Annotated in this window: 18 protein-coding genes; 6 read left to right on the top strand and 12 right to left on the bottom strand. The window is 55.1% G+C overall.

Annotation, left to right across the window (positions count from 1 at the left end; all coding sequences use genetic code 11):
- Positions 1-109: 109 nt before the first annotated feature.
- Together LARV_RS02300 and LARV_RS02305 are read left to right on the top strand one after the other, a co-directional pair.
- Positions 110-667 carry an RNA polymerase sigma factor gene (locus tag LARV_RS02300; protein ID WP_075072122.1) on the top strand — a complete coding sequence of 186 codons (558 nt, stop codon included), beginning with the start codon at positions 110-112 and terminating at the stop codon, positions 665-667.
- Entirely contained in the window at positions 664-2,976 is a 2,313-nt protein-coding gene (locus LARV_RS02305) for a PD40 domain-containing protein (RefSeq protein WP_075072123.1), read from the top strand. Before LARV_RS02300 ends, LARV_RS02305 begins: the two co-directional genes overlap by 4 nt.
- Before the next feature lie 166 nt (positions 2,977-3,142).
- Here the strand turns inward: LARV_RS02305 and LARV_RS02310 are convergent, their stop codons facing one another.
- Positions 3,143-4,405 carry a diaminopropionate ammonia-lyase gene (locus LARV_RS02310; protein ID WP_075072124.1) on the bottom strand — a complete coding sequence of 421 codons (1,263 nt, stop codon included), beginning with the start codon at positions 4,403-4,405 and terminating at the stop codon, positions 3,143-3,145.
- Positions 4,406-4,541: 136 nt separating this feature from the next.
- Positions 4,542-5,516 (bottom strand): hypothetical protein, encoded by a 975-nt coding sequence (locus tag LARV_RS02315; protein ID WP_075072125.1) that lies wholly within the window; start codon positions 5,514-5,516, stop codon positions 4,542-4,544.
- A gap of 141 nt (positions 5,517-5,657) precedes the next feature.
- On the opposite strand from LARV_RS02315, the gene LARV_RS02320 reads away from it, so the two are divergent.
- On the top strand, positions 5,658-6,251 hold the full coding sequence (locus tag LARV_RS02320; RefSeq protein WP_075072126.1) for a TetR/AcrR family transcriptional regulator: 594 nt from the start codon (positions 5,658-5,660) through the stop codon (positions 6,249-6,251).
- Between the two features lie 16 nt (positions 6,252-6,267).
- Here the strand turns inward: LARV_RS02320 and LARV_RS02325 are convergent, their stop codons facing one another.
- From LARV_RS02325 to LARV_RS02345, 6 genes are all read right to left on the bottom strand, one after another.
- Positions 6,268-6,852 (bottom strand): hypothetical protein, encoded by a 585-nt coding sequence (locus tag LARV_RS02325; protein ID WP_075072127.1) that lies wholly within the window; start codon positions 6,850-6,852, stop codon positions 6,268-6,270.
- A gap of 91 nt (positions 6,853-6,943) precedes the next feature.
- On the bottom strand, positions 6,944-7,354 hold the full coding sequence (locus LARV_RS02330; protein ID WP_075072128.1) for a hypothetical protein: 411 nt from the start codon (positions 7,352-7,354) through the stop codon (positions 6,944-6,946).
- Between the two features lie 27 nt (positions 7,355-7,381).
- Complete coding sequence (locus tag LARV_RS02335; RefSeq protein WP_075072129.1) at positions 7,382-8,236, bottom strand: DUF2785 domain-containing protein; 855 nt, start codon at positions 8,234-8,236, stop codon at positions 7,382-7,384.
- Between the two features lie 193 nt (positions 8,237-8,429).
- The gene (locus tag LARV_RS02340) at positions 8,430-9,164 is read right to left on the bottom strand and encodes a DUF72 domain-containing protein (RefSeq protein WP_075072130.1); all 735 of its coding nucleotides are present in this window, start codon (positions 9,162-9,164) and stop codon (positions 8,430-8,432) included.
- Positions 9,165-9,468: 304 nt separating this feature from the next.
- Positions 9,469-10,503 carry a hypothetical protein gene (locus LARV_RS20010; RefSeq protein WP_152031660.1) on the bottom strand — a complete coding sequence of 345 codons (1,035 nt, stop codon included), beginning with the start codon at positions 10,501-10,503 and terminating at the stop codon, positions 9,469-9,471.
- A 173-nt stretch (positions 10,504-10,676) separates the two neighbouring features.
- On the bottom strand, positions 10,677-11,642 hold the full coding sequence (locus tag LARV_RS02345) for a hypothetical protein (protein ID WP_075072131.1): 966 nt from the start codon (positions 11,640-11,642) through the stop codon (positions 10,677-10,679).
- A 439-nt stretch (positions 11,643-12,081) separates the two neighbouring features.
- Between LARV_RS02345 and queF the strand changes: the two genes are divergently transcribed.
- On the top strand, positions 12,082-12,540 hold the full coding sequence (gene queF, locus LARV_RS02350) for a preQ(1) synthase (protein ID WP_075072132.1): 459 nt from the start codon (positions 12,082-12,084) through the stop codon (positions 12,538-12,540).
- Complete coding sequence (locus LARV_RS02355) at positions 12,512-13,267, top strand: queuosine precursor transporter (RefSeq protein WP_236709906.1); 756 nt, start codon at positions 12,512-12,514, stop codon at positions 13,265-13,267. The genes queF and LARV_RS02355 overlap by 29 nt, the downstream gene beginning before the upstream one ends.
- A 72-nt stretch (positions 13,268-13,339) precedes the next feature.
- On the opposite strand, the gene LARV_RS02360 is transcribed toward LARV_RS02355, so the two are convergent.
- The gene (locus LARV_RS02360; protein WP_152031661.1) at positions 13,340-14,890 is read right to left on the bottom strand and encodes a hypothetical protein; all 1,551 of its coding nucleotides are present in this window, start codon (positions 14,888-14,890) and stop codon (positions 13,340-13,342) included.
- 208 nt (positions 14,891-15,098) lie between these two features.
- Positions 15,099-15,704, bottom strand: coding sequence for a hypothetical protein (locus tag LARV_RS02365; RefSeq protein ID WP_152031662.1), 606 nt, complete (start codon positions 15,702-15,704; stop codon positions 15,099-15,101).
- Positions 15,705-16,254: 550 nt separating this feature from the next.
- Here LARV_RS02365 and LARV_RS02370 point away from each other — a divergent pair.
- Entirely contained in the window at positions 16,255-20,511 is a 4,257-nt protein-coding gene (locus LARV_RS02370; RefSeq protein WP_075072135.1) for a choice-of-anchor Q domain-containing protein, read from the top strand.
- A gap of 106 nt (positions 20,512-20,617) precedes the next feature.
- Here LARV_RS02370 and LARV_RS02375 read toward each other — a convergent pair whose 3' ends face one another.
- Both LARV_RS02375 and add read right to left on the bottom strand, forming a co-directional pair.
- The gene (locus LARV_RS02375) at positions 20,618-21,424 is read right to left on the bottom strand and encodes an SDR family NAD(P)-dependent oxidoreductase (RefSeq protein WP_075072136.1); all 807 of its coding nucleotides are present in this window, start codon (positions 21,422-21,424) and stop codon (positions 20,618-20,620) included.
- 223 nt (positions 21,425-21,647) lie between these two features.
- Positions 21,648-22,718: an adenosine deaminase gene (gene add, locus LARV_RS02380; protein WP_075072137.1), complete on the bottom strand. Its 1,071-nt coding sequence runs from the start codon at positions 22,716-22,718 to the stop codon at positions 21,648-21,650.
- Positions 22,719-22,922 lie beyond the last annotated feature (204 nt).

Genomic DNA, 22,922 nt, shown 5'->3' on the forward strand with positions numbered 1-22,922 from the left:
CACAAATAAACGAATGGCATCGGACGAAACGGTTTTCGTTCTTCTTCGCCAACCTTTTTAGCCTCGCCCCTGTATGTATTGTATGAGCGCTCAAGAATTGGATCAACCGATGGATGATTTCGATGCCATATGTCGCCTGAAGAACGGCGACATCGGCGGGTTGGAAATTTTGGTGACCCGCCACCAACGTAAAGCCATACAAACGGCTTATCTCATCACACACGACGAGCAACTGGCTGAGGATGTTGTACAGGACACGTTTATCCGCATCTACCGGCGCATCGCCACGTTCGATGAATCGCGCCCGTTCAGACCTTACCTGATGCGCAGCGTGGTCAACGCTGCGCTCAACGCCGGCGAAAAAACTGAACGTTGGGTGCAGTACGGCAACGGGGCCGATTTGGAAAGCGTGACCAAATTGCTCCTGCAAGTTGCTTCCGCGGAGGAAACTGCGGATCGAGCCCGGCTCAAACAAGAAGTGGCCGCAGCGCTCGAACATCTGCCGCCGCGCCAGCGCGCCGCCATCGTCCAGCGCTACTACCTGGGCATGAACGAAAAGGAAATGGCCGAAACACATTCGGTCGCAGCCGGCACGATCAAGTGGCTACTGAGCAACGCACGTGAACACCTGCGCAGTTTACTCGGTGTGGAAAGGAACCTGGAATGAAATCCAATAATCCCTATCTTGTGTTGGAAGAAATCTCCGATGAACATGTGCCGCAGGATGTCAACGTCCTGCCAGATGTTCTGGCGAAAATTCAAAATGGGAATATGAAGAGCATGAAAACCAAACGAAAAACCAGTCTGACCATCCTGACGTTGATGGCCGCCCTTATCATCGCCCTTCCCGGAACGGTCTTCGGCATGCGCGCCATGCTGGGCTTCATCCCCGGAATTGGGCTGGTCGAACAGAGCGAGTCCCTGCGAACATTGGCAGAACCGGTCTCCAATACACGAGATGGTTTTACACTCACCGTCGAAAACGCGGTGCTCGATTCCGAACACACGCTGATCACCTACAGCGTCGAAGGCCCGTTCGAAGGCGGGGCTGTCCAATCCGACGGCTCGCTTTCAGACGTCTGCTACGATGCCGCAGAATTAAGGCTCCCCGATGGAACGGTCTATCAGGTCCCGGGAGGTTTCCCGGATGAAACCTGGACGACTGGCTACCGGGTGCAATATTCCTACCCCGCGCTTCCAGCTACGGTCGATCAGGCCACGCTTTTCCTGACCTGCCTGCATGCGATGCCCGCCGGACAGGGACCGGAAAATTGGGACATGCCGCTCGCTTTCGTCCCCGGGACGTCAAAGCTCACGGTTTATCCGCTTGACAGCCAAACCGAGCTCCCCGCCGAATCCGAAACGGTGGGCGCGAACGCCGGCATCAACCTGGCCGTCGACAGCGTCATCCCACTGCCGGATGGACAACAGCTCGTTCAGATCCGCCTGGATTGGCGCAATCGTCCTGAGATCTCCGGGGTTTCCGTCGACTCGAAAAGCGTAAGCATCTTCGACGCCAACGGGCAGGCGGTTGCCTTCGAACCCTCCAGCGAAGCGACCGATCCGAATCGGGAGGATTTGCTGAGCGCCGTGTACGGCTTCAAAACCGCCCCGATCGAAGCCGGCGCGCCGGCCCGGTTCGTGATCGAAGGCGGCGTACAGGTGAATTACATCACCTCCGATTATGCCGCCCCCTTTGCAAGCTTCACCTTCGATCCGACTTCCAACCCACAGGCCGATCAGATTTGGGAATTGAACCAGGATCTGCAAATCGACGGCCGCCAACTGCGTATCCTGTCCGTGGCTGTGACGGAGAAGGAAGGCAACGCCAGCCTGTCCGTAGAGATGACCTCCAGCGATGGCATTGTCAGCGCAGCCGTTGTCGACCCCCAGCGTCTGCCGGTCAGCGGCGGCGGCAGTGAAAACAACCCGGCCAGCGATTCCGTCCAACCGTTCTGGTCCAGCCTGAATTATGACGGCGGTCTGCCTGAAGGACCGATCACGGTGGCGATCGTCGGTTATTCCATCCGAATTTCCGGCCCCATGAGCGTGGAATGGACGCCTGCCGCGGTTGATTCGGCCGCGTCTGCCCTCACCGCGCAGCCCCAGGCGGCCTGCCTGAGCGAAAGCGACTGGCAAGCTGCCCAGACCGGTTCCGTATCCATCCCGGACGAATTGAACGGGAAGGTACTGTATGAAGCTTACGACACTGAAGCGTCGGCCAATCCCCTGTCGCTGGCCCGCCTGGATGGAAGCCAAAACCAACTCCTGATCGAAGATGGATCCAATGCTTCCATATCGCCGGATGGCAAGCGGGTGGTGTACACCGACGCCCAGGGCGGCTTGTTCATCTATGATCTTTCGACGGGCGTCAGCGAACCCATCCCCGGCGCGAGTTCGAACAGCGGCATCGTCCAGCCGTTTTGGTCGCCGGACGGGAAGCAGATTGGCTTCACGGGCACCCCGGATGGCAGCAGCCCCAACCTGTACCTGACCAATTTGGATGGCGCAAACCCACGGCTGCTGGCAAACGGAGAAGCGCTGAAATTGATGCAGGGCTGGATGCCGGACGGGCGCATTCTATACGTGACGATGGATGAGAACGGTCCGGTCCTGAAGCTGATCGATCCGCAAAGCGGAGAGACTCAAACGCTGTTCAACGTACCTCAACTCACCACGCCCGTCGCGGTTGTGAGCGATGGCGACCGGCTTGCGATCAACTGGCTGGATGAAGCCAGCGGAAAACAGACGCTGTACGTCTTCTCCGCGGATGGTTCACAGCGCAAAGCCCTGCTGGAATTGAATGCCGAGGCTACTGTTCGCAGCATGCATTGGAGCCCGGACGGCAACTGGCTGCTGATTGACCTGGCCTGGACCGCCGGCGGCGAGAACACACAAGCATTGGTGAAGGTGGATACGTGCCAGATCGTCCCCGTCACGCACCTGGAAGGCAAGGTGCTGGATTGGCTGCCGTGAAAGGCCGTTCCACATGCCATAAAGGTCTTCTTACGGCTCTGACCTAAACTCCGAAAAGAGCCTAAATTGCAAGCGCCTCAGCCAGAAGTTCGGCTGAGGCGCTTTTTCTTATTTTATGTGGGCAATTCAAAACAGGGAAACGCGGAATGCTTCTCCCCCTGAACGATTAACCTTCCATGAAGGGGTTCTTGTAAACGCGGAACTGCTTTGGAATCTGGTCGCCGCCGTCCCATACCACGCGCCGGTAATCATCCGGATCGGTATTGCGCTCGGAGTTGACAAGCAGCACCCGGCTGTTGGCGTCCAATCCCAGGGCCTCGCGGATGGGCCGATAACGGTCCAGTTCCATGATGAACATCAAAGCGCCCAACGAAACCGCGCCCGATTCGCCGGCGATGATGTATGGATCGCCGTGGAGCGGGACGCCGCCCACGCGCATGCCCTTGGCGGACACGTAATCCGGGCACTTGACGAAACCATCCGCGCAGTCATACAGCACGTCCCAGGCGATCGGGTTGGGGTCGCCGCACGCCAGGCCGGCCATGATGGTGTTCAGGTCGCCGGTGAAGGAATGCGGCTTGCCGTCGCCGACTTCCATCGAATGGAACAGGCAGGCTGCCCGGTCGGGCTCGACCACCACCATTTTGGGGCGCGCCGGGGCGAACAGGCTGGCGTAAAAGCCAAAGGCCGAAGCCGCCAGCGATCCCACGCCGGCCTGCATGAAGATGTGGGTCGGGCAGAACTCGCCCATGGAGACGAGCTGCTGTTGAATTTCTGAATACAGGGTGGTGTAGCCCTGCATGACCCACACCGGAATTTCCTCATAGCCTTCCCACGAGGTATCCGAAACGACCTGCCAGCCGTTCTTTTGGGCGTCCTCGTTCACCTGGCGCACGGCGTCGTCATAGGTGCCGTCGATGACCTTTACCTGGGCGCCGTTCTGGGCGATGGCGTTGATACGCGCTTCGGAGGTGAATTTGTGAACGTAGATGATGGATTTGAAGCCCAACTGGGTGGCCGCCCAGGCCACGCCGCGTCCGTGATTACCGTCCGTGGCCGCGGCGAAGGTGATGTCGCCCACCATTTTGCGAACTTCGGGCTTGTTCAGGTCGGCGAACGTAAATCCTTCCGGATTACCGATGCGCTTCAGGATGGTCTGATAGATGGCATACGAACCGCCCAGGACTTTGAAGGAGCCCAGGCTCAGGCGGTCGGCTTCGTCTTTCACCCACAATTTCCCGATGCCGATCATCGAGGCCAGCCGGTTGAGGCTTTTCAACGGGGTGACATGGTAAGCCGGGATGTGGGTATGGAATGCGCGAGTTTTTTCGGCAATCCCTGCAGGAAAATATCTCGCCACGGCCGGGCTGTGGCGGATGGTTGCCGCGCGAGGGTTTGCAATCCAGGAAATGGGTTCAGGGGTTGTCATGACAATCACCAAAAAAGTATATTTCTCCCCCGGAGAGGAGATGAGCCCATTATATCAGTTGTCTGACAATTAAACGAGTGACTGAACTCACCACTCGCGTCCTCTTCGACACTCGCCGGCGCGCCACCCTTCCATCCTATCCCGGGATCGTCTTTCCGGCCGGCCAATCCCGGCGGTTTTTGAAAAATGCAAATGCCAATAACCCGGTTTGCACGGCGCTGGCCAGCAGGACGATCCATAGAATCTCGGTGTACCCGCCGATGAGTGTGAACAAAATATCCGAAAGATGCAAAACGGTGGGAAAGACGAAGACCGGCAGGTCATGGACCGTCCAGGGTCCGGTCGTTCTTCCGCGCCACAGGAAAATCAGCAGCCCGGCCGGCAGCGCCAGGTGAAACGCCAGCAGGATCCATTCGATCGAACCGCCTTTTTGGAAGACCGGTCCCAGCCACAGCAACAGGCTCGAGATCGGGCTGATCATCAGCAGCAGCGCGGCGATCATCGAGAGAAACGGATACACATAACCAACGCCGGGTTTGTAGCCCGATTTGCGATACCACCAGCGCCCCACCAGCAGACAGGCAGAACCGTACAGCATGATCAGCATCCACCCGGGGAAGTTGAAGACCGGGATGTTCAGGATGTTGACGTTCGTGGATGGATTGATCAACCAGTTCCAGCGTCCCGAGGTCACGCCCGCAGTGGTGAACACCTGGCGGATCGCCAGCGGATCGAGTGAAAAATCCTGCAGCATGCCCAACAAACCGATGATGGGCGGTTTGGTCCAGGCCGGCAGCGTTGTCTTCTCCAGAAACCAGAAGCCGGTGATCAAGACACAGGCTTCGATGATCGGCACCGCCGCCGGTACAAAACCGATCATGACCAGCGAGCGCCCGTACGAGTAAAGGCCCATTACAATTGCGGCGTTCTCATAGACGGACGCATACAGAAAAATGAAGGCAAACAATTCGAGCAATACGACGACGGGGTGCTTTTCGCGCCGGATGACGAACGCCAGCACAAATAGAAACAGCCCGAGGGCGATGATATCCTGAACGAGCCAGGGTAGCGGAAAGGGTTCAACGAAGAGGTAGTCAAGAACGTTTTTCATGTCGTTTTCCTGGAATCAGTCGGGGGGTGTGTAATGAGATAATCAACAGGCTGTCTATTATCTGGATTATAATGGTGCCAGGCAAAACAAGATCGACATGAAAATCGAAAATGTTGATTAGTTGAAAAATCCAGGATTTCGATGAGCGTATCCGATTCCGACCCGCGTACGATCCGCACCCGCAACCGGCTGCGGGAGGCCATGTTGAAGCTGGCCTCCGAGAAAAGCTTCGCCAGCCTGTCCATTCAGGACGTCACCCGCCAGGCAGGCCTGAACCGCACCACGTTTTATCTGCACTACTCGGGGCTGCACGAACTGCTCGAAGACTGCGCCCGAACGCTGTTCGAACAGATGCGCGCCGAGATCTACGCCAATCCGATCCCCGCCGTCCAACGCGACCCGGCTTACCTGGCGCCGTACGCCGAAAGCGTATTTCGCCACCTGGAGCAGCACGAGAAATTCTACCGGGCCATGCTCGGTAAACACGGCGACCCGTTATTTCGCGGATTGTTCCAGGAAATGCTGTCCGAATTGATCTTCGAGCCCATCACGGAGCGCAAGGCAAGCGGCGAAACCGATCCCCATCTTGAGATGACCCTGCGCTTCTTCAGCGCGGGCTTTGCCGGCGTGGCCGCCTGGTGGCTGGAGAAGGGCAAACCCATCTCCGTTCAGGAGGCAGCCCTGCTGATTGTGCGCAGCATCCTGCCGGATTACCTGCGCCTGATGAACGATTGATGCCCGGAAACGAGGATCATCGGATCGCGCCTGGACCGGCCAGCAGCTCCGCAAATCGACCGGCGGAGGGTGGACTCAGACGATAAATTCCATGCAGCCCGATCACGCTTTTCAGGCGTCCGTCCACGATGTGCCGGAGTCCTCTTTCCCGCTTCTGTGAACGAAAACGGATTTGTTCGAGCATGGCTGCCGGCACAGCCACATCCAGACGAATTGGCAAGCTGTCTTCACCCAGAATGACCTCATCGGTACAGGACGGCGCAAAAATGCGCTTTTCCGGATGAAGCTTCAGATAATTTTCAAAGGTGAAACTATCCCAGGCGCTTCGTTCGCAGCCGGCAAAGACCCCGGGGAAACTTTGGATGTATTCCGCCAGCGGCAGAATGGTTTTGACTTGCATGCGGGTGAGGATGTATAGGATCCCTTTATTGACCCATACCGGGTAGATGTAATCCCCGGTTTTAACCCCGGCACGCCTGAAACCCGGCTCTGAAGTGTGCGGACCGCCAAACAAAGTATCGAACGTCGTTCCCACAAGATTGAACTGGCGGAGCAGCGCGCATCGATCTTTCGTCCAGAGCGTTGTAAACGAGTCTGACATCGAATTCACTCTCAAGATGGTTCGGATTCCCTCGATCCGGAAATGATCCGCGCAGCCCGCTTTTCCGGAGGATCTTCTGCCCGGCGCGCGCTCATCCGATGGCCGGTTTCAGGGTCAGCCCGTAGAGCACGCCCAGAACCAGCATCTCGGCCAACCCGGCGGCCAGGCTGTACAGCAGCGTTTTCAAGGGCACTTTGAACATCACCCACTGCGACGCCGCCGACATGATCCCCCGAAAGAACCAGGCCAGCCCGGCAAAGCTGATGCCTTTGACCAGGCCGGTCGCGCCCGGCAGGCTGTTATAAAGCAGCAGAAACAAGCCGGCCATGACGAACCCGTAGACGAGGTCGATTCCAACGCCAATCCGGGGATTGAGCGACGTTCGCGCGATGGGTTGGTAGACCTCGAACAGCCTGCGCGCCAGGGGATTGGCGTTGATCACCCCGTCCAGGACCCCGAACAGGATTCCGCTGAGGATGCTGACGATTAGGTAGGTAACCATTGGCCTGACCTCCTGTCTTCGCAGAACTCAATCCGCGCTCCGGTTGGCGTAGGGATTGATGCGGAAGAGCGCGCGATCGATGGCCTCGCTTAAGAACCGATCCGGAAACGTCCACTGCAGCCTGAAATACAAGGACTGCAGGAAATTCTTGACGTTCGCGCGCAGAATGAATTTCTGCGGCGGCGACTCAACCTCGCGAACCGTATCCGCGAAGGCGTGCACCCATTCGGCCAGGGCCGCGTCCGGCAGAATCTGGCGCCGCAGAATCGAGAGCACCGCCGTAGCCAGGCGCTCCTCCTCGCCGAAGGCGTAGATCCGCTCCGGGTCGCAGATCACGGCGCGGACGGCAGCCAGGAGCTCGCCCAGGTCGGCCGCGCCCATCTCGGGGCAGCGCGCCAGTTCCTCCAGCGCGTCGGCGGCGTGCGCTACCGCGTGCGCCCAGCCCGGGCCTTCCACGAAACCGCGATGATCCAGCTCCTCATGCAGGAAGCGCAGCACGCCGTCCTTGATCCCGGCCACCTCCGCCGGCGCAAGGAAGGGCCGGGCGCGGTGCCGGTGGAGGATCAGCGGCAGCAGCAGAACCGAAAACGAGCGCCGGAAAACCGAATCGGCGCCCGTTTCGCCGATGCGGTGGAACATGTGGCGGTCATCGAGCGCCGTTTGCAGGATGAGACGCAGCGCGTCCTCCCCCAGGCAATCGTCGACCGTAACCCAGGTGGCCAGGGCGGAATAGATCAGGTCGTCGCGCAGCTCGCTATCCAGCGAGCCGTTGTGCTCGAGCATGTCCGTCACCAGCGCCGCAGCGGCTGCCGGGTCGGCGCAGTGAAAATCGTTTTGAGCGAATGGAATGAGTTTTTCTTTGAGTTGATTTTCGTCCAGCATGGTTTTCCCCGTGGGAGAGGTGTACGGAGTGTCATCCCTATTATGGCATAAACCGCAAGCGCCCGTAGCGGTCGAACGATGTGTCGACCTGCCAGCGCCGTACCGGCCAACCTTCCACCGCCGTAGCGGTCGACCTATGTGTCGACCGGCTTGTCGACCTGCGTGTCGACCTGCCGCCGCCGTGATCCAATCCCTATCCGGCCAGCAGCTTTTGCAGGGCCAGGGCGTTGGCCGGGGCGAAGCCACCGAAATCGTTGTTGAAAAAGATGTACACCCGCCGGGCGCCGCGCTCGATCAGGCGGCGCGCCACCCCGGCGATCCCGTCCAGATCCGCGGCCGAATAATCGCTGGAATACCAGTGCTCGCGGCCGTGCAGGCGCAGGTAGGCCCGTTCGGCGGTGAGGACCTCGGTCAGTGGCTGGCGCGGCGAATCCACGTTGCAGAAGCACGCGCCCAGAGCGCTCAACAGGCTTTCGACCTGCGGGTTGAACCAGCGCGGGCTGCGAAACTCCACCGCCACCCGGGACGGGTCCGGGAAAGCCTGCAGGGCGCCGCGCAGCACCCCGGGGTCGTAGGGCAGGCCGGGCGGCACCTGCAGCAGGATCATCTCGAAGGCGTCGCCCAGCAGCGCCGCCGAGCGGCAGAAGGCCTGGATGTCGGCCTCCGCGCCGCGCAGCAGCTTGCGGTGGGTGATGGTCCTGGGCGCCTTGAGCACGTAGCCGAAGCCCCGCGGCGCGCGCGCCTTCCACTTCAGGTAGGTTTGGTCCTGGAAGGCGCGGTAGAAGGTGGCGTTGACCTCGACGGCGTTGAAGCGCGCGGCGTAGAAATCGAACCAGCGGCTTTTGGCCAGGTCGCCCGGGTAGAAACACTCCTTCCAGTGATCGTAGGTCCAGCCGGAGGTGCCAATGAAGAAGGCGGATGAACTCATGCAATGATGATACTTCCGGGAAGAAGACCATTCAAGCGCTGCGTGAATTGAGATTAGAAGTTCGCGTAGGTCGATTCGGAGGGGAGGTAAGCCAGAGCCTTAATGGATCATTTTTCTCCCCAGAGAACCGACATCGCGCGCGGAGGAAATGTTGGATCCTTCGCCGATAAGGATAGGAATGCGTTTTTTTCTGGTCACGCCGTAAAGTTGTATGCGTTTCCCCCGTGGGGTCGGCTGTAATTGAGAATAAGAATAGAGAGAGTAAATATAGAAACTGAAAGTGCCATATGGAATAAATACATCACTATATTTTTGCAATTGGTAAAGGTTTCCCTAATAAAAAGTCATATATACAAATATGCTCTATTGTTTTTGTACAATGTAGATAATCGTATACACAAGGATATTCTCCTTCTTTACTCGGTGGTAATTCTTGATTTTGCAATTGTCTTTTTACCATAGACCAATAGCCAGAAAATACTTTCTGATCTAATAATATTGGTAAACTAATTTCATAACCTAGAAAACAGATATTTATACAAACATGTTCATCTCGATTGATGGGAATTTTTAACCTTATCAAAGGATCAGGAAATTCATTTGCTCCAATTTGAGATAAATAGAAATCATTTCGTATCGGAAGAGCTAGAGTCTCTTGACTATTATGCTTAAAAGATGAAGTGATGAATTCGCGAAGAAAATCAAACTCTCGATTAAAAATATACCGATAACCCAAAGTATAAAATGCCATCAAGTATGCTGATGTAATCCATCCTGCATAGACTAAATTTGATTTGTACTCTTTCGGAGGATTAATTTTAACTCTAGATGTTTGTTGGGTTTCAATGCTTTTTCTTATTAATTCTTCAAACCTAATTTGATCATTAAGACTACTTCCTATCCACCTATTCTTACTATCTAAATTACCGGTAACAGTAACCTCATCATTGCTATTTACGCTAACATGTGCCCTCAAACGAATTGGATTTTTCCCAGGATCTTCAATAATTTCCACAGTTCTTATCCCATAAAAATCACCTTCTTTATAACCATTCTTTATTCGTTCATAAATTTGCATCTGGGCATCTCCCTTGCTGCCCGCAGAATTATTACAATCCCGGCAAAGAAGTATTGTTTGATTATTGGCTATACTACTTTTTTTTCGTAAATCAGTAGGCCAGACATGGCCATCTGTTATTTCCCCATTATCGATAGATTCTATAGTGAATTCTCGGAGACAAATGGGGCAAACAAAAAAATCTTCAATCGCGGGATCAAAACTTTTGAGATCGGCTAAGTGCGATTTAAAAAGAGATCGAAGATAATCTTTTTTTGTCATGAAAGTTCTCTCGTGTAAATTGAATACAGTGTTAGAGAACGAATATTCGCTTCCCTATAAAGCTGATGGTAATTGACCATAAGTAATTATAGGTCAGAAAACAGGAAGGCGCGTTTAAAAACGAACGCACCCTATAAACTTCGTAAAAAATTGTGAATTTGCATATGGACATATTATATGAATTTTTTCAATTCATCCAATGCACTTGAATTGCTACGATCAAGGAGTATCGGTTTCGCGTGCTTTGGGAAGTGGTTGTCTAAATCCAGCAGAACTTTATAATAAGGCTTATCAGCAGTCACGAAAATATCGACATCCAGTAAATAACATGCATGCATTTGATCACCGAAGTTTCCATGACCTATTTTGTGTTTTACTTGATAAAAATCTACCAAACTCGATATTCGGTTCTTTTGAACCTTCTCGGCTCGAACATTTTCCATCCAAAAAACGCTATAGGAAGGTGAGGTAAAGGATTTATCTTTAATATAAGGAAGAAGCCAGTCTGCATAATCGCGACTTTCGGGTATCCTTTTTACAATTGCATCATAAAATATTTTCCAACATCCAAATCGCCAAAAATTTTCGGGGCCAAAAGGTAAATCCTCAGATAGCAAACAATGTCGATCCGTGTCTTTCTGTTTTACCAGGTTTATCCTTAGATCATTACCGTATTTTAATATGAATTGGCGTAAAGCTCTTTGGCTTTCGGCCTCTTTGGCGATTCCTTTTTCATAATCTCTTTTATATATAGCATATTGAGATGCTGGAGGTATGAATGGTTCTTTAGCTCGTGTCCAATTTTCAAGGTGGCTTTTTAAGAACATTTTTTCTTGCAAAACCAAATTTACTTTTGGTGATTTTTCAATCCAATATGGCCTTAACTTCATTACTTCTGATAATACTTCATTAGCTTGACGCCAAGATTGAGGCTTTGAATCATAGTTGTTCGCTACCGAAGTCAAAACACTCAATTGACTGGTACACAGATCACGATCAGGGATCGCCCAAATCTCATAAATGTTAATATCAGACGCAAGAACTTCATATCCTTTTGTGGCTAAATATTCCCTAACCGATTGAGCCTCTTGTTTTTCATGAATAAAATCATATACGTTTGTATCAAAGTATAGTTTCATTTACGGACCTCGATATCACAAAATCATTCCTTTATATTCATCTATTTCGCAATTATTGATAGATTTTTTCTGTAGGAAAATCACCTATATAAAAGGTAGGTCATGTGTACCCAATTGGTTATCAAACCGAACCAGAATGGAAAGATACGTTTGGGTATCAAAGGCACCACTACCACAATCATCCTTACCTCCAAATCCAATAGCTAAAAAATTTACTCATGTATATATTTGACGGTAATTGGGCAAAGAAATTATAGGACAGAACCCAAAAAGAGAGGGCCTGCCAAGGGTCTTAAACCCCGCACCTCACGTCGGACAATTTCAACCTTCTTACATTCTCAAAATGATGCCTGTTATAATAGACATGCCAATCTTTCCCCAAACCATCGCCCATCCCTTCCGGGGATGATTTCTTATTGTCTTTTGTAAGGAGAACGACATGACCCAAGAAGACGTATCCGGGCTGACGATCCTGGGCGGGCAGGCCCAGCCCAGCAAGAAGCTGGAGGCCTTCCCCAACCGCGCGCCGGACCGCTTTTACCTGGTTTCCCTGCACACCAGCGAGTTCACCTGCCTGTGCCCCAAGACCGGGCAGCCCGATTTTGCCACCATCCACGTCGATTACGTCCCCGACCAGAAGGTCATCGAGTCCAAGTCCTTCAAGCTGTACCTGTGGTCGTACCGCAACGAAGGCGCCTTCCACGAGCACGTGGTCAACCAGATCCTCGACGACCTGCAAAAGGTTTTGGACGCGCACTGGATCCGGGTGACGGGCGAATTCAACATCCGCGGCGGCATCGGGATCAAAGTCGAAGCCGAGCACACCCGCACCCCCGCAGCGCGCCTGCAATGGATGCAGCGCGCGGCTGATGCAGCCGCCGCGTCCGGGCAGGAATGAACGGCTTTTCATGAACGCGCCGCTCGAACGCAAGGCTTACCGCTATTTCACCCCGGTCACGGCCATCTTCGTCACCGTGCTGGTGATCTCGAACATCATCGCCGTCAAACTGGTCTCGTTCTGGGGCCTGACGCTGCCGGCGGCGGTCATCCTTTTCCCGATCAGCTATATCTTCGGGGACATCCTGACCGAGGTCTACGGCTATGCCAACGCCCGCAAGGTCATCTGGACGGGCTTTTTCTGCAACCTGCTGGCGGTCGCAGCCATCTGGGCCGGCGGCCTCCTGCCCTATTCGTCCTTCTGGACGATCGGCGGATATACCAGCCCCGCGTCCGCTCAACAGGCGTACACGGCCATTTTGGGCTTTACGCCGCGCCTATTGGTGGCTTCGTTCATCGCCTACCTGTGCGGTGAATTCCTGAATTCCTTCGTCCTGGCCAAGTTGAAGCTCATCACCGCCGGAAAATTCCTGTGGGTGCGCACCATCAGCTCCACCATCGTCGGCGAGGGCGTGGATGCGGCGATTTTCATCACCATCGCCTTTGCGGGCATCCTGCCCACCGGCGCCCTGCTGACGACGATCCTCTCGCAGTGGCTGTTCAAGGTTTCTTACGAAGTTCTGGCGACCCCGCTCACCTACCTGGTCGTCAATTTCCTCAAGAAGAAGGAAAATGAGGATTACTTCGATCGGGATACCAATTTCAGCCCGGTGTCGTTTCGTTCCTGAGATTTCAAACACCGTAAAAAAACATCCCCTAGCGATCTAGGGGATGTTTCGCATTTTAAGGAATCTCTGAATCTACTTCAATGAGATGTTTGCATCAAATAGATAATTAAAAATGATTGGGAAGGTATTGATTGGATCCGTTTCTTGAACCGAATGGGTCGGCTTATACCCTGGCATCAAACGAGCATACAGAATACTGGTTTTGTACTCTTCGGGGAAATCTTTAATTTGCCCTAAATAATTACCGGTGAGATTTCGCATTCCGTGATCCGATTGGAGGATGATCACCGGTGGATTTGCGGGATCGGAATCATTCAAAATACCGTCCACAATTTTTTTGGCAAGACTGATGGAAAAATTGTACTGTCCAAGATATGAACCGTAATTAGAAAAAGAACCTGGTGCGATATAGTACCCATTTTCATCAAACATGAACGGGGCATGCGGCATCATTAAATGAGCATAGATGAACTTTGGAGAGCTAATATCATTCAATTCTCCGATTTTTTTGGTCGTAAAGAATATGAAATCACTATGCTGGTTAGAACCTAATCGCTTATAGAATATCGATAATTCTTTGAGCATTGTCTTATCTGCAACCAACATCCAAAAATCATCAAAGAAAACGCCCAGATTCGTGGCCGAAACATCGTTATAGGTATATGAGACATCGGAGACAATGGGCGTCGCTGTGGGATAAGGATATTGCATTTCGTTAAAAACAACTGTCGTATAGCCCATTTGCTTTAAATAACTCATCACCCGGTTATCGGCAATATCATTGAACCATTGCTGTTCCGTATCTGGATCCGGATTTTCTTTATAAGGGTAAAACCGATAATTTAAGCGGGTCGCCATTTCATGCGGAGTATAAATACTGCTTCCATGGCTGTCCTCATATACTTCAAAACCTTTCGAAGATAAGTAATTGACGAAATCATCCACCTTCGAATTATGCCAGTATTCGCGCATGGGCTCGAAACCGGAAAATTCATCTAAAAGGATGTAATAGATATCCGGGTTTTTTTGGCTGGTGGACAAACCGGTCTGGAAGGAATTCGGGGTGAATACATCTGATTTTTGTAATTTCGCCAGCTCAACCGGGACGATCATTACCAAATTGTAAGCAATCAATCCGGTCAAAACCACGCTTGCCAAATTCCACAACCTTGCTGCCATTGGGGCTTTTAATTTGTTCAGCAGCCAAATTGAATAAGAAATGAACACAAATATCAAGGGAAGCGTCGTGTAAACATGTACCGGGAACCAATCAAGTTTTAAAAGCAAATCTTCAAAAAAACCGTAAAGATTAAAAAACGCCAGGAAAACAAATGTGGCATTTGCTGTCCTCAGTGGGCCTCGCTGAAAAAAAACAGACAACAAAAAATAAATGACAATCGCTATCAGAAAATAAACAAGGACCGTTCGGGCAAGGTGAGTGAGCAGAAGATTCTTGACATTGCTTGCATATAAGAAAAGCGTAGGATAGGCCGCTGCCAAGAAGGGGAGGAAAAAATACTTAAAATGTAAACCAGTTGGATGATGTAAAGTCTCAATTTCGGTTATGTATTTATGCTGGTTGCCTTTAATACCCATTGATTTTACCTGTTCATCAAAATGCATCTAGAAGAATTTTACTGGATGATCCAAAGTGTTTCTGGGAAGAGGCCGAAGACTTGAATCGTACACTCGATTAATCGGTTCCAGAAGATTGAGGATTTCAAGGTTCATTTGGATGACTCTTTTAATCCGGACTCATTTTAGGACCGTCTGTTTTCTAAGTCCCGTCCGAGTCATTTTATAATACTGAAATATAAGGGGTATCCATTTCTTAGGGTAAAATCCCCGTATTGATAGAAACCGAATTGGGAGTTCGTTTCAGGTAATCGTTGGTTTTCGAATAAATAACCCCCTGCCCTGATTTTCCTGTAAATACGAATCCAATATTGTACCATCCAGATTGGATATTATCTGCCGAAATATAGGCCCGGAAACCAGAATTCACAATATCTAAACCCAGGTTTTCATAATAAGCTTGGACGTCGTCCCTTTTTTTGGTCTCATATTGGAAATAATAAATCCTATCGTTGGATTGTAAAACCAGATACTTATCATATTTTGCCTGATCAGGTTCTTCCAAGAGGAATGCCCACCCGAGGATTTGTTGCAGTTTCTGATGATCAATAACAACTTCCTGATAGCTATCCAGCGAGTAAGAAATCTTGTCGGCTGGGGCAGGCAAGGTAATGTTGCGATCAATAGGTTTCCCTAATTTCCCGGAATATCGCGCGATGATCCCCGGCGCAAATGCCAGATAAGCCACGCTAATAATAAGGATGAATATGTGAATACGATTCCTTTTTATGAATTTCCAAACCCTATAAAGCCGTTTGTCGGATGATAAGGATTTGTTACTTAACGTTGATTGTTCTGTCATCATTTGATCCAGAAAAAATTCTATTGAAGTTATTATATCCTGTTATGAACCTGGATGACCTCAAAAAACAAACTGACTGAATGCGTGTTCCTCTTGGTATTGATCTGCGAGCCGGCCAACTATTCGGCTGGCAAAGGGACTCAAAACATACAAAATCGTAGTTAGAACCGGTAAGTCCTTCCGCCGGTTGCCATCCGCGCGCTGACCCCGCATCCCAATTCAGACGGCCGGTTGGCTATTTCGGTTTGGGGGTTGAGTGATACAATCTTAACCATCTTCAAAAAATTGACAATTTCATACCGATCCGTGGATCAGGGAAAAGGACACACCCGCCGCCCTCTCCGGGGTATGTTCGCCTCCCCGGCGCCGGCCTCGACGCACACCCGGTTCCAAATCATTCGAATGACCCCGATATTTGAAGCCATCTCTTCGGTTCGCCCGACTGCCATAATCCCCCCTGACGACCCCGAAACCCGCCAGAGTATTTATTCGCCCGAAGAACCGACAACTTCAAACCTTGCAGCGCGTACCGCATCGATCGAGATTTGGGATGCCACAGGGCATCTTCATCAACGACAGCGTTTCACCGGAGAATCTCATGAACAGGCGCTTCAGCAATATCATCTCGGCATTTGCGCAACTTTTCAGTGTATTCGTTCTGGCTTTCGGGCTGCTGGGTATGACACCCGGCGCGGCCCTGGGCGCTTCTAATATCCTCTACGTTGTGCCCGGCGGAACGGGCGCCGGCACCAGTTGGGCCAGCGGCATGAACCTGGATGCGGCCCTGGACGCGGCCGCCAGCGGCAGCGAATTGTGGGTCAAGGTCGGCTACTACCAGCCCACCATCGATGACGCGGCCCACCCCTCGCGGGCCACTTTCGAGCTCAAGAACGGCGTGGCGCTCTACGGCGGCTTTGCCGGCAATGAGACAGCTCGCGACCAACGCCAACCGGCCGCCAACGTCACCATCCTGAGCGGCACCCTGGGCTATGCTCACAGCCTGCACGTCGTGACCGGCAGCGGCCTGGATTCCAGCACCGTTCTGGACGGCTTTACCATCTCAGACGGCGCATCCAACACCGCCGACCCCGACGCAACCGGATCCGGCAACGGCGGCGGCATTTACCTTTCCAACAGCAGCCCCACCCTGGCCAACCTGACCCTGACCAACAACAGCGCAACCCTCAACGGCGGCGGGATGTACAACGATTCCGGCAGCCCAACCCTGTCGCAGATTGCGTTTTCGAATAACTCCGCCGGCAGCAGCGGCGGCGGCATGTACAACGTCTCCGCCGGCAACCCGGTTCTGGCAAACGTCACCTTCGAGGGGAACAGCGCCACCGACTTTGGCGGCGGCATCTTCAACTACACCAGCAGCCTGGCCCTGATTACGGTCGCTTTCACGAATAATACGGCCGGCAGCGGCGGGGGGATGTACGACACCAGTACGAGCCACGCGACCCTGACGAGCGTCACTTTCGACACCAATCAGGCCTCGAGCGGGGCCGGCGGCGGCCTGGCGAACAACTGGAACAGCGACCTGACGCTGAACAACGTCACTTTTACCGGAAACCTGGCCCTGGTCACGCTCGGCGGCGGCGGGATGTCTTCGGACGGCGGCGCCGTCAACCTGAATCAGGTGTCTTTTATCGATAACCACGCCTATCAGGGCGGCGGGATGTACCTGTTAAACTGCAACGCTGAACTGACCGGCGTCGTCTTTTCTGACAACCTGGCCAGCGGCGCTAACCGGACCAAGGGCGGCGGGATGTACAACGAATACAGCAATCCCAGGCTGACCCGGGTGATCTTCCATCATAACGGGGTGACGGGCGGCGGCGCTGACACCAATTACGGAGGCGGAATCTACAACCTGCACAGCTCCCCGGCGCTGGTGAACGTTGCCTTCGAGCGCAACTATGCCATCTGGGGCGGCGCGATTTACAACGCCTACAGCGATCCTGTCTTGATCCAGACGACCATCACAGCCGGGCAGGGCTACTGCTCCGTCGCAAACTGCGGCTCGGGAATCTACAACGCCTTCAGCAGCCAGCCTACGCTTCAAAACAGCATCGTGTGGGGAAACGCCAAGGGTCAGATTGATAACGATACCAGCAACGATTTCGACCAACCCGCCACCACGTCGGTCATATACTCCAGCATCATCCAGGGTTCCGGCGGCAGCGGACCGGCCTGGGTTCCCGCGGCCGGAATCGATATGGGCGGTAATCTGGACCTCGATCCGCGGTTCGTGACCGCTTCCACCCCGGACGCCGACGGCGACCTGCATCTGCAAAGCGGCTCCCCGGCCATCAACAACGGTTCGAACAGCCTGGTTCCCAACAGCCTCACCACCGATTTGAGCGGCAGCGTCCCGCGCATCCTGGGCAACGCGGTCGACATGGGCGCCTACGAGTACACCGGCAGCATCCTGCCGCCGCAGACCACGATCACCGCCCAACCGGCGTCCGTTTCCAATCAAATCAATCCGGCCTTCACCTTCAGCAGCGATACCCCGGGCAGCGCTTTCAAGTGCAAACTGGACACCGGCGAGTGGGCCGACTGCACCAGCCCGCAAACCTACCCGGGGCTGGCCGACGGCAGCCACACCTTCCAGGTTCAGGCGCTGGTGACCATCGATTCGACGCAGTACGTCGATTGGACCCCGGCATCCTACACCTGGACGATCGACGCCACGGCGAACGTGGCCATCAACAGCCACCCGGCCGATCCGGCCGGCAACGCCAGCGCCGAATTCACCTTCTACAGCCTCGAGCCAGCGACCTTCGAATGCCAGTTGGATTCGAGCGCGTGGGAAGGCTGCGCCAACCCGAAAACCTATTCCGGTTTGGCGGAAGTCGCGCATACCTTCGCGGTGCGCGCCATCGATGCCCTGGGCAATGTGAGCGCCCCGGCCAGTTACACCTGGACGATCGACCTCACCCCGCCCGACACCACCCTCGAGAGCCAACCCGCTAATCCGGCCACGACCGCTGACGCTGCCTTCACCTTCAGCAGCTCCGAAACCGGCAGTACCTTTTTGTGCCGGTTGGACGGCGGCGCGTGGGCGGCCTGTTCCGGCGCCTCCGACCAGACCTACACCGGCCTGAGCGACGGCAACCACACCTTCGATGTGAAGGCAGCCGACCTGGCCGGCAACGAGGACCCAACCCCGGCCACCTACACCTGGCTGGTGGCGGTGCCGCCCGAAACGGCGATCCTTTCGAAGCCGCCTTCGCCGGTCAGCAGCGCCAGCGCTTCCTTCACGTTCAGCAGCAATGAAACGGGCAGCAGCTTCGAATGCCGGTTGGACAATGGCGGATGGGTTCCGGGTTGTACCAGCCCGCAGGAATATAGCGCGCTGGCGGACGGCTCGCACACTTTCGAAGTCCGCGCCAGCGACCCGGCCGACAACACCGATCCCACGCCGGCCGGCTACACCTGGATCGTCGACACCCAGGCCCAATCGATCACCATCGACAGCTACCCGCCCAATCCAACCGCCAACCCTGGCAATGCGTTTACCTTCTCCAGCCCCGAAAGCGGCGTCACGTTCGAATGCAAACTGAACGCTTCCGATTGGACGGCCTGCACCAGCCCGACTACCTACTACCCGCTGCCCGACGGCGATTACACCTTCCAGGTGCGCTCCGTCGACGCGGCCGGGAACGTCTCCACCGCCGCCAGCTATGCGTGGACGATCGCCGGAGCGCCGATGGTGGCGCTGCCATCCGGTGAGGTCAGCTCAGGATTGGGGCATGCCTGCGCCATCCTTCCAAACGGCGGCGTCCAATGCTGGGGAAGCAACAGCAACGGGCAAGCCGAAAACCAGACCGGGCCGTATACCCAGATCAGCGCCGGCGCCATGCATACCTGCGCCCTGACGCCCAGTGGCGCCGTCGATTGCTGGGGGGATAATGAGTTTGGCCAGGCTGAAGGCCAATCCGGACCTTATGTGCAAGTCAGCTCAAGTTTCGCGCACACGTGTGGCCTGACTCGGGAGGGCGCGGTTCATTGTTGGGGGATGAACGGTTTCACGCAGTATGATTTCGGCCAGGCCGCTGACCAGACGGGGCCGTACACCCAGATCAGCGTGGGACTTTTGCACACTTGCGGGCTGACTCCTTCCGGATCGGTCGACTGCTGGGGCATCCACGACGGTTCCGCAAATGACTTCGGCCAGGCTGCCGACCAGGCCGGGCCATATACCCAGGTCAGCGCAGGCTATGCCCATACCTGCGCCCTGACGCCCGCCGGCGCGGTCCACTGCTGGGGGAACAACGATTACGGCCAATCGGGTGACCATGCCGGCCCGTATGTCCAGGTCAGCGTTGGGCAATTTCATACCTGCGCGTTGTCCATCACCGGCGCCATCGACTGCTGGGGGAATAACAATGGTGGCCAGACTGCCAGCCAACCCGGCCGCTATCGACAGGTCAGCGCGGGTGGAAATTCGACCTGCGCCCTGACGGAGGAAGATACCGTCCACTGCTGGGGTGATCTTGAGTTGGGCCAGGCCGGTCCGTATGGCGCTCCCGAGACGTTCCTGGCGATCCCGCGCAAGGCCGGCGGCGACATGACCTTCGACTTCTTCAGCGACGACCCCGGCGCAACCTTCGAATGCCAGCTCGATGCGGGCGGCTGGGAAGCCTGCCAGAGCCCGGCGGCTTATGCCAGCCTGACGAAGGCCCGGCACGCCTTCCAGGTGCGGGCCGTGAGCGCGACCGGCGCCCGGGATTCGACCCCGGCTGCCTTTACCTGGACGAACAGCTTCTGGATCTACCTGCCCCTGATCGGCAGGCAATGAAATGAGAACCTGACGTCTTAAAGGGCTGTCTCCACGTGCTTTGGAGACAGCCCTTTATTTTTTACACCCGCCCGCGCAAACGCGGGGCGCCCTTCCGGGCCGCGGTTTATCGCAGCAGCGAGCGCATCTGGTTGTAGATGATCTGGGTGGCGCGTTTGGGCATCAGGCGGTACAGGAAGTTCATCATTTTCGCGTCATTCCCAACGTAAACCTGGAAACTGTTGCGTTCGACGCCTTTCAAAATCTGTTCTGCGGCGGATTGCGGCGTCGTCATTTTGATGGTGTTTTTCGCGGACGAGTCGCCCATCGAAATCGTGACCCCCGAGTTGGCGGCGATGTTGGTGCCGATCGCGCCGGGGAAGACCGTGGTCACGTGAACGTGGGTATCCATCAGCTCCGAATACAGTCCTTCGGTGAACAGCTTGACGGCCGCTTTGGAGGCGCCGTACAGCGTCTGGCCGGGCACGGGCAGGTAGCCGCCCATGCTGGAGATGTTGACGATGTGAGCCTCCGGCCGGCTCAGTAAGAACGGCAGGAAGGTCTTGGTCATATAGACCATGCCGTAGAAATTGACGTTGATCATGCGCTCGATATCCGCATAAGCCAGGTCCTTGAACTTGACGAAGGGCTGGATGATGCCCGCACAGTTGATCAGACCGTCCACGACGCCGGTGTGCGCCGCGAGCACGGCGGCCGGCAGCGCTTCGACCGCGGACCGGTCGGTGATGTTGACGACATGCGTCGACAGGCGCTCGCTCTGGCTGCCCGCCAGGCCGGCTGTCTCCTGCAAAGCCTTTGCGCTGATATCGACGGCGGCGACCCGGGCGCCTTTTTTCAACAGCGCCAGGACCAGTTCGCGGCCGATGCCGTTTCCGCCGCCCGTGACCACCATGACTTTGGATTCGATTTCCATAATCTTCTCCCGGACTCATGCTTGAGTAGTGTCATTTATTATGATAAATATTCTCTTATTGGTAATATATATTCTATCCCGAATTGGCGAAATTACAAGAGCCAGTTTCTCGAACCCGCGCCTCGAGGGGATCGCGGTTTGTCAGGAAATGGAGCCGGATCGAAAAAAGCGCCCCCATCCCAGGGGGCGCTTGAACAGTACGCAGTGTTGCATTCAAAACCGGTTAAATATCACCGGACCGCGCGTTTTGCCGCCAGGCTTCCCATTCGCGCAGCATTGCGGCCCTCCGGTCTTCCGGCAGAAAGGCGGCCCGCAGGCCGTTCAGGTTCAACTGCCACAATTCGTCGAAAGAAAATCCCTGCCCGGCCAGGGTCAGGTACTCGTTGTTGAGATCGGTCGAGAACATGGCCGGGTCGTCCGAATTGAGCGTACAGTTCAGCCCGGCGTCGACCATACCCCGGATCGGGTGCGGCTGGTTGCGGTCGACCACCCGGGTGCAGTAATTGCTCTGCGGGGAAACCTCGAGCGGGGTGCGGCGCTCGCGCAAATCCTCCACCAGTTCAGGATCTTCGAGCGCGCGAATGGCGTGCCCGATGCGTTCGGGCCGCAGGGTCTCGAGCACATCGCGCATGAAGGCCGCGTCCCCGGTTTCGCCGGCGTGGGCCACAACGTGCAGCCCCTGGCGGCGCGCTTCGGCGAAGACGTCCCTGAACAGGCTGGAGGGATAGCCGACTTCGAAGCCGGCCAATCCCAGGCCGATGCCGATGCCCAGCGCTTTGGCCTGCAGCGCGAATTCGAGCACGTCCTCGCGCAGATGCTCCGTGCGCCATTCCTGGCGCGACATATCCGGGATGAAGGCGATCTCGACGCCGTATTGCTGCCGGCCGATCTGTGCACCTTCGCGCAGCGCCGCCAGAATCTCGTCCGGCGGCAAGCGGTGGATGTGCAGCGCCGCGCTCAGAAAGACCTCGCTGTAGCGGATGTTCTGCCGGGCCTGCCGCCCCATGAAATCGACGACCATTTCCGTGAAGTCCCGCGGCGATTGCATGCAGCCGACCGAAAGCCGGTAGACCTGGATGAAATGATCGAAATCCTTGAACTCGTAGAAGGCCTTCCACTCCGCGACAGTCGCAACCGGCAGCTCGACCCGGTTGCGCGCCGCCATTGCGAACAGGGCTTGCGGGCTGGTCGCGCCCTCGAGGTGCACGTGCAGCTCGACCTTGGGCATGGCGGAGAGGAGGGCGATGAGGTCCGAGGATGGGAGGGTAGAGTGATGGGTTTGGGTGTAATGCATGAAAAAAATTATATAGCAGAATCTCGCGGCGTCCCATCCCGCGGCCGGAATGCCGGGACCCTCAACGCCGCGTAGGTCGGGTTGAGGGACTTTACGGCAGGCCTCCGCCGCCAGCCTCTACCGGGGGAACCGCCAGACCATCGTCCCGAAACCCGACGTTCCATACCGAGTAGTGTAGGATTGTTTCTGTAAAATGCAGGACCT

This window comes from Longilinea arvoryzae, from assembly GCF_001050235.1.
Classification (GTDB): domain Bacteria; phylum Chloroflexota; class Anaerolineae; order Anaerolineales; family Anaerolineaceae; genus Longilinea; species Longilinea arvoryzae.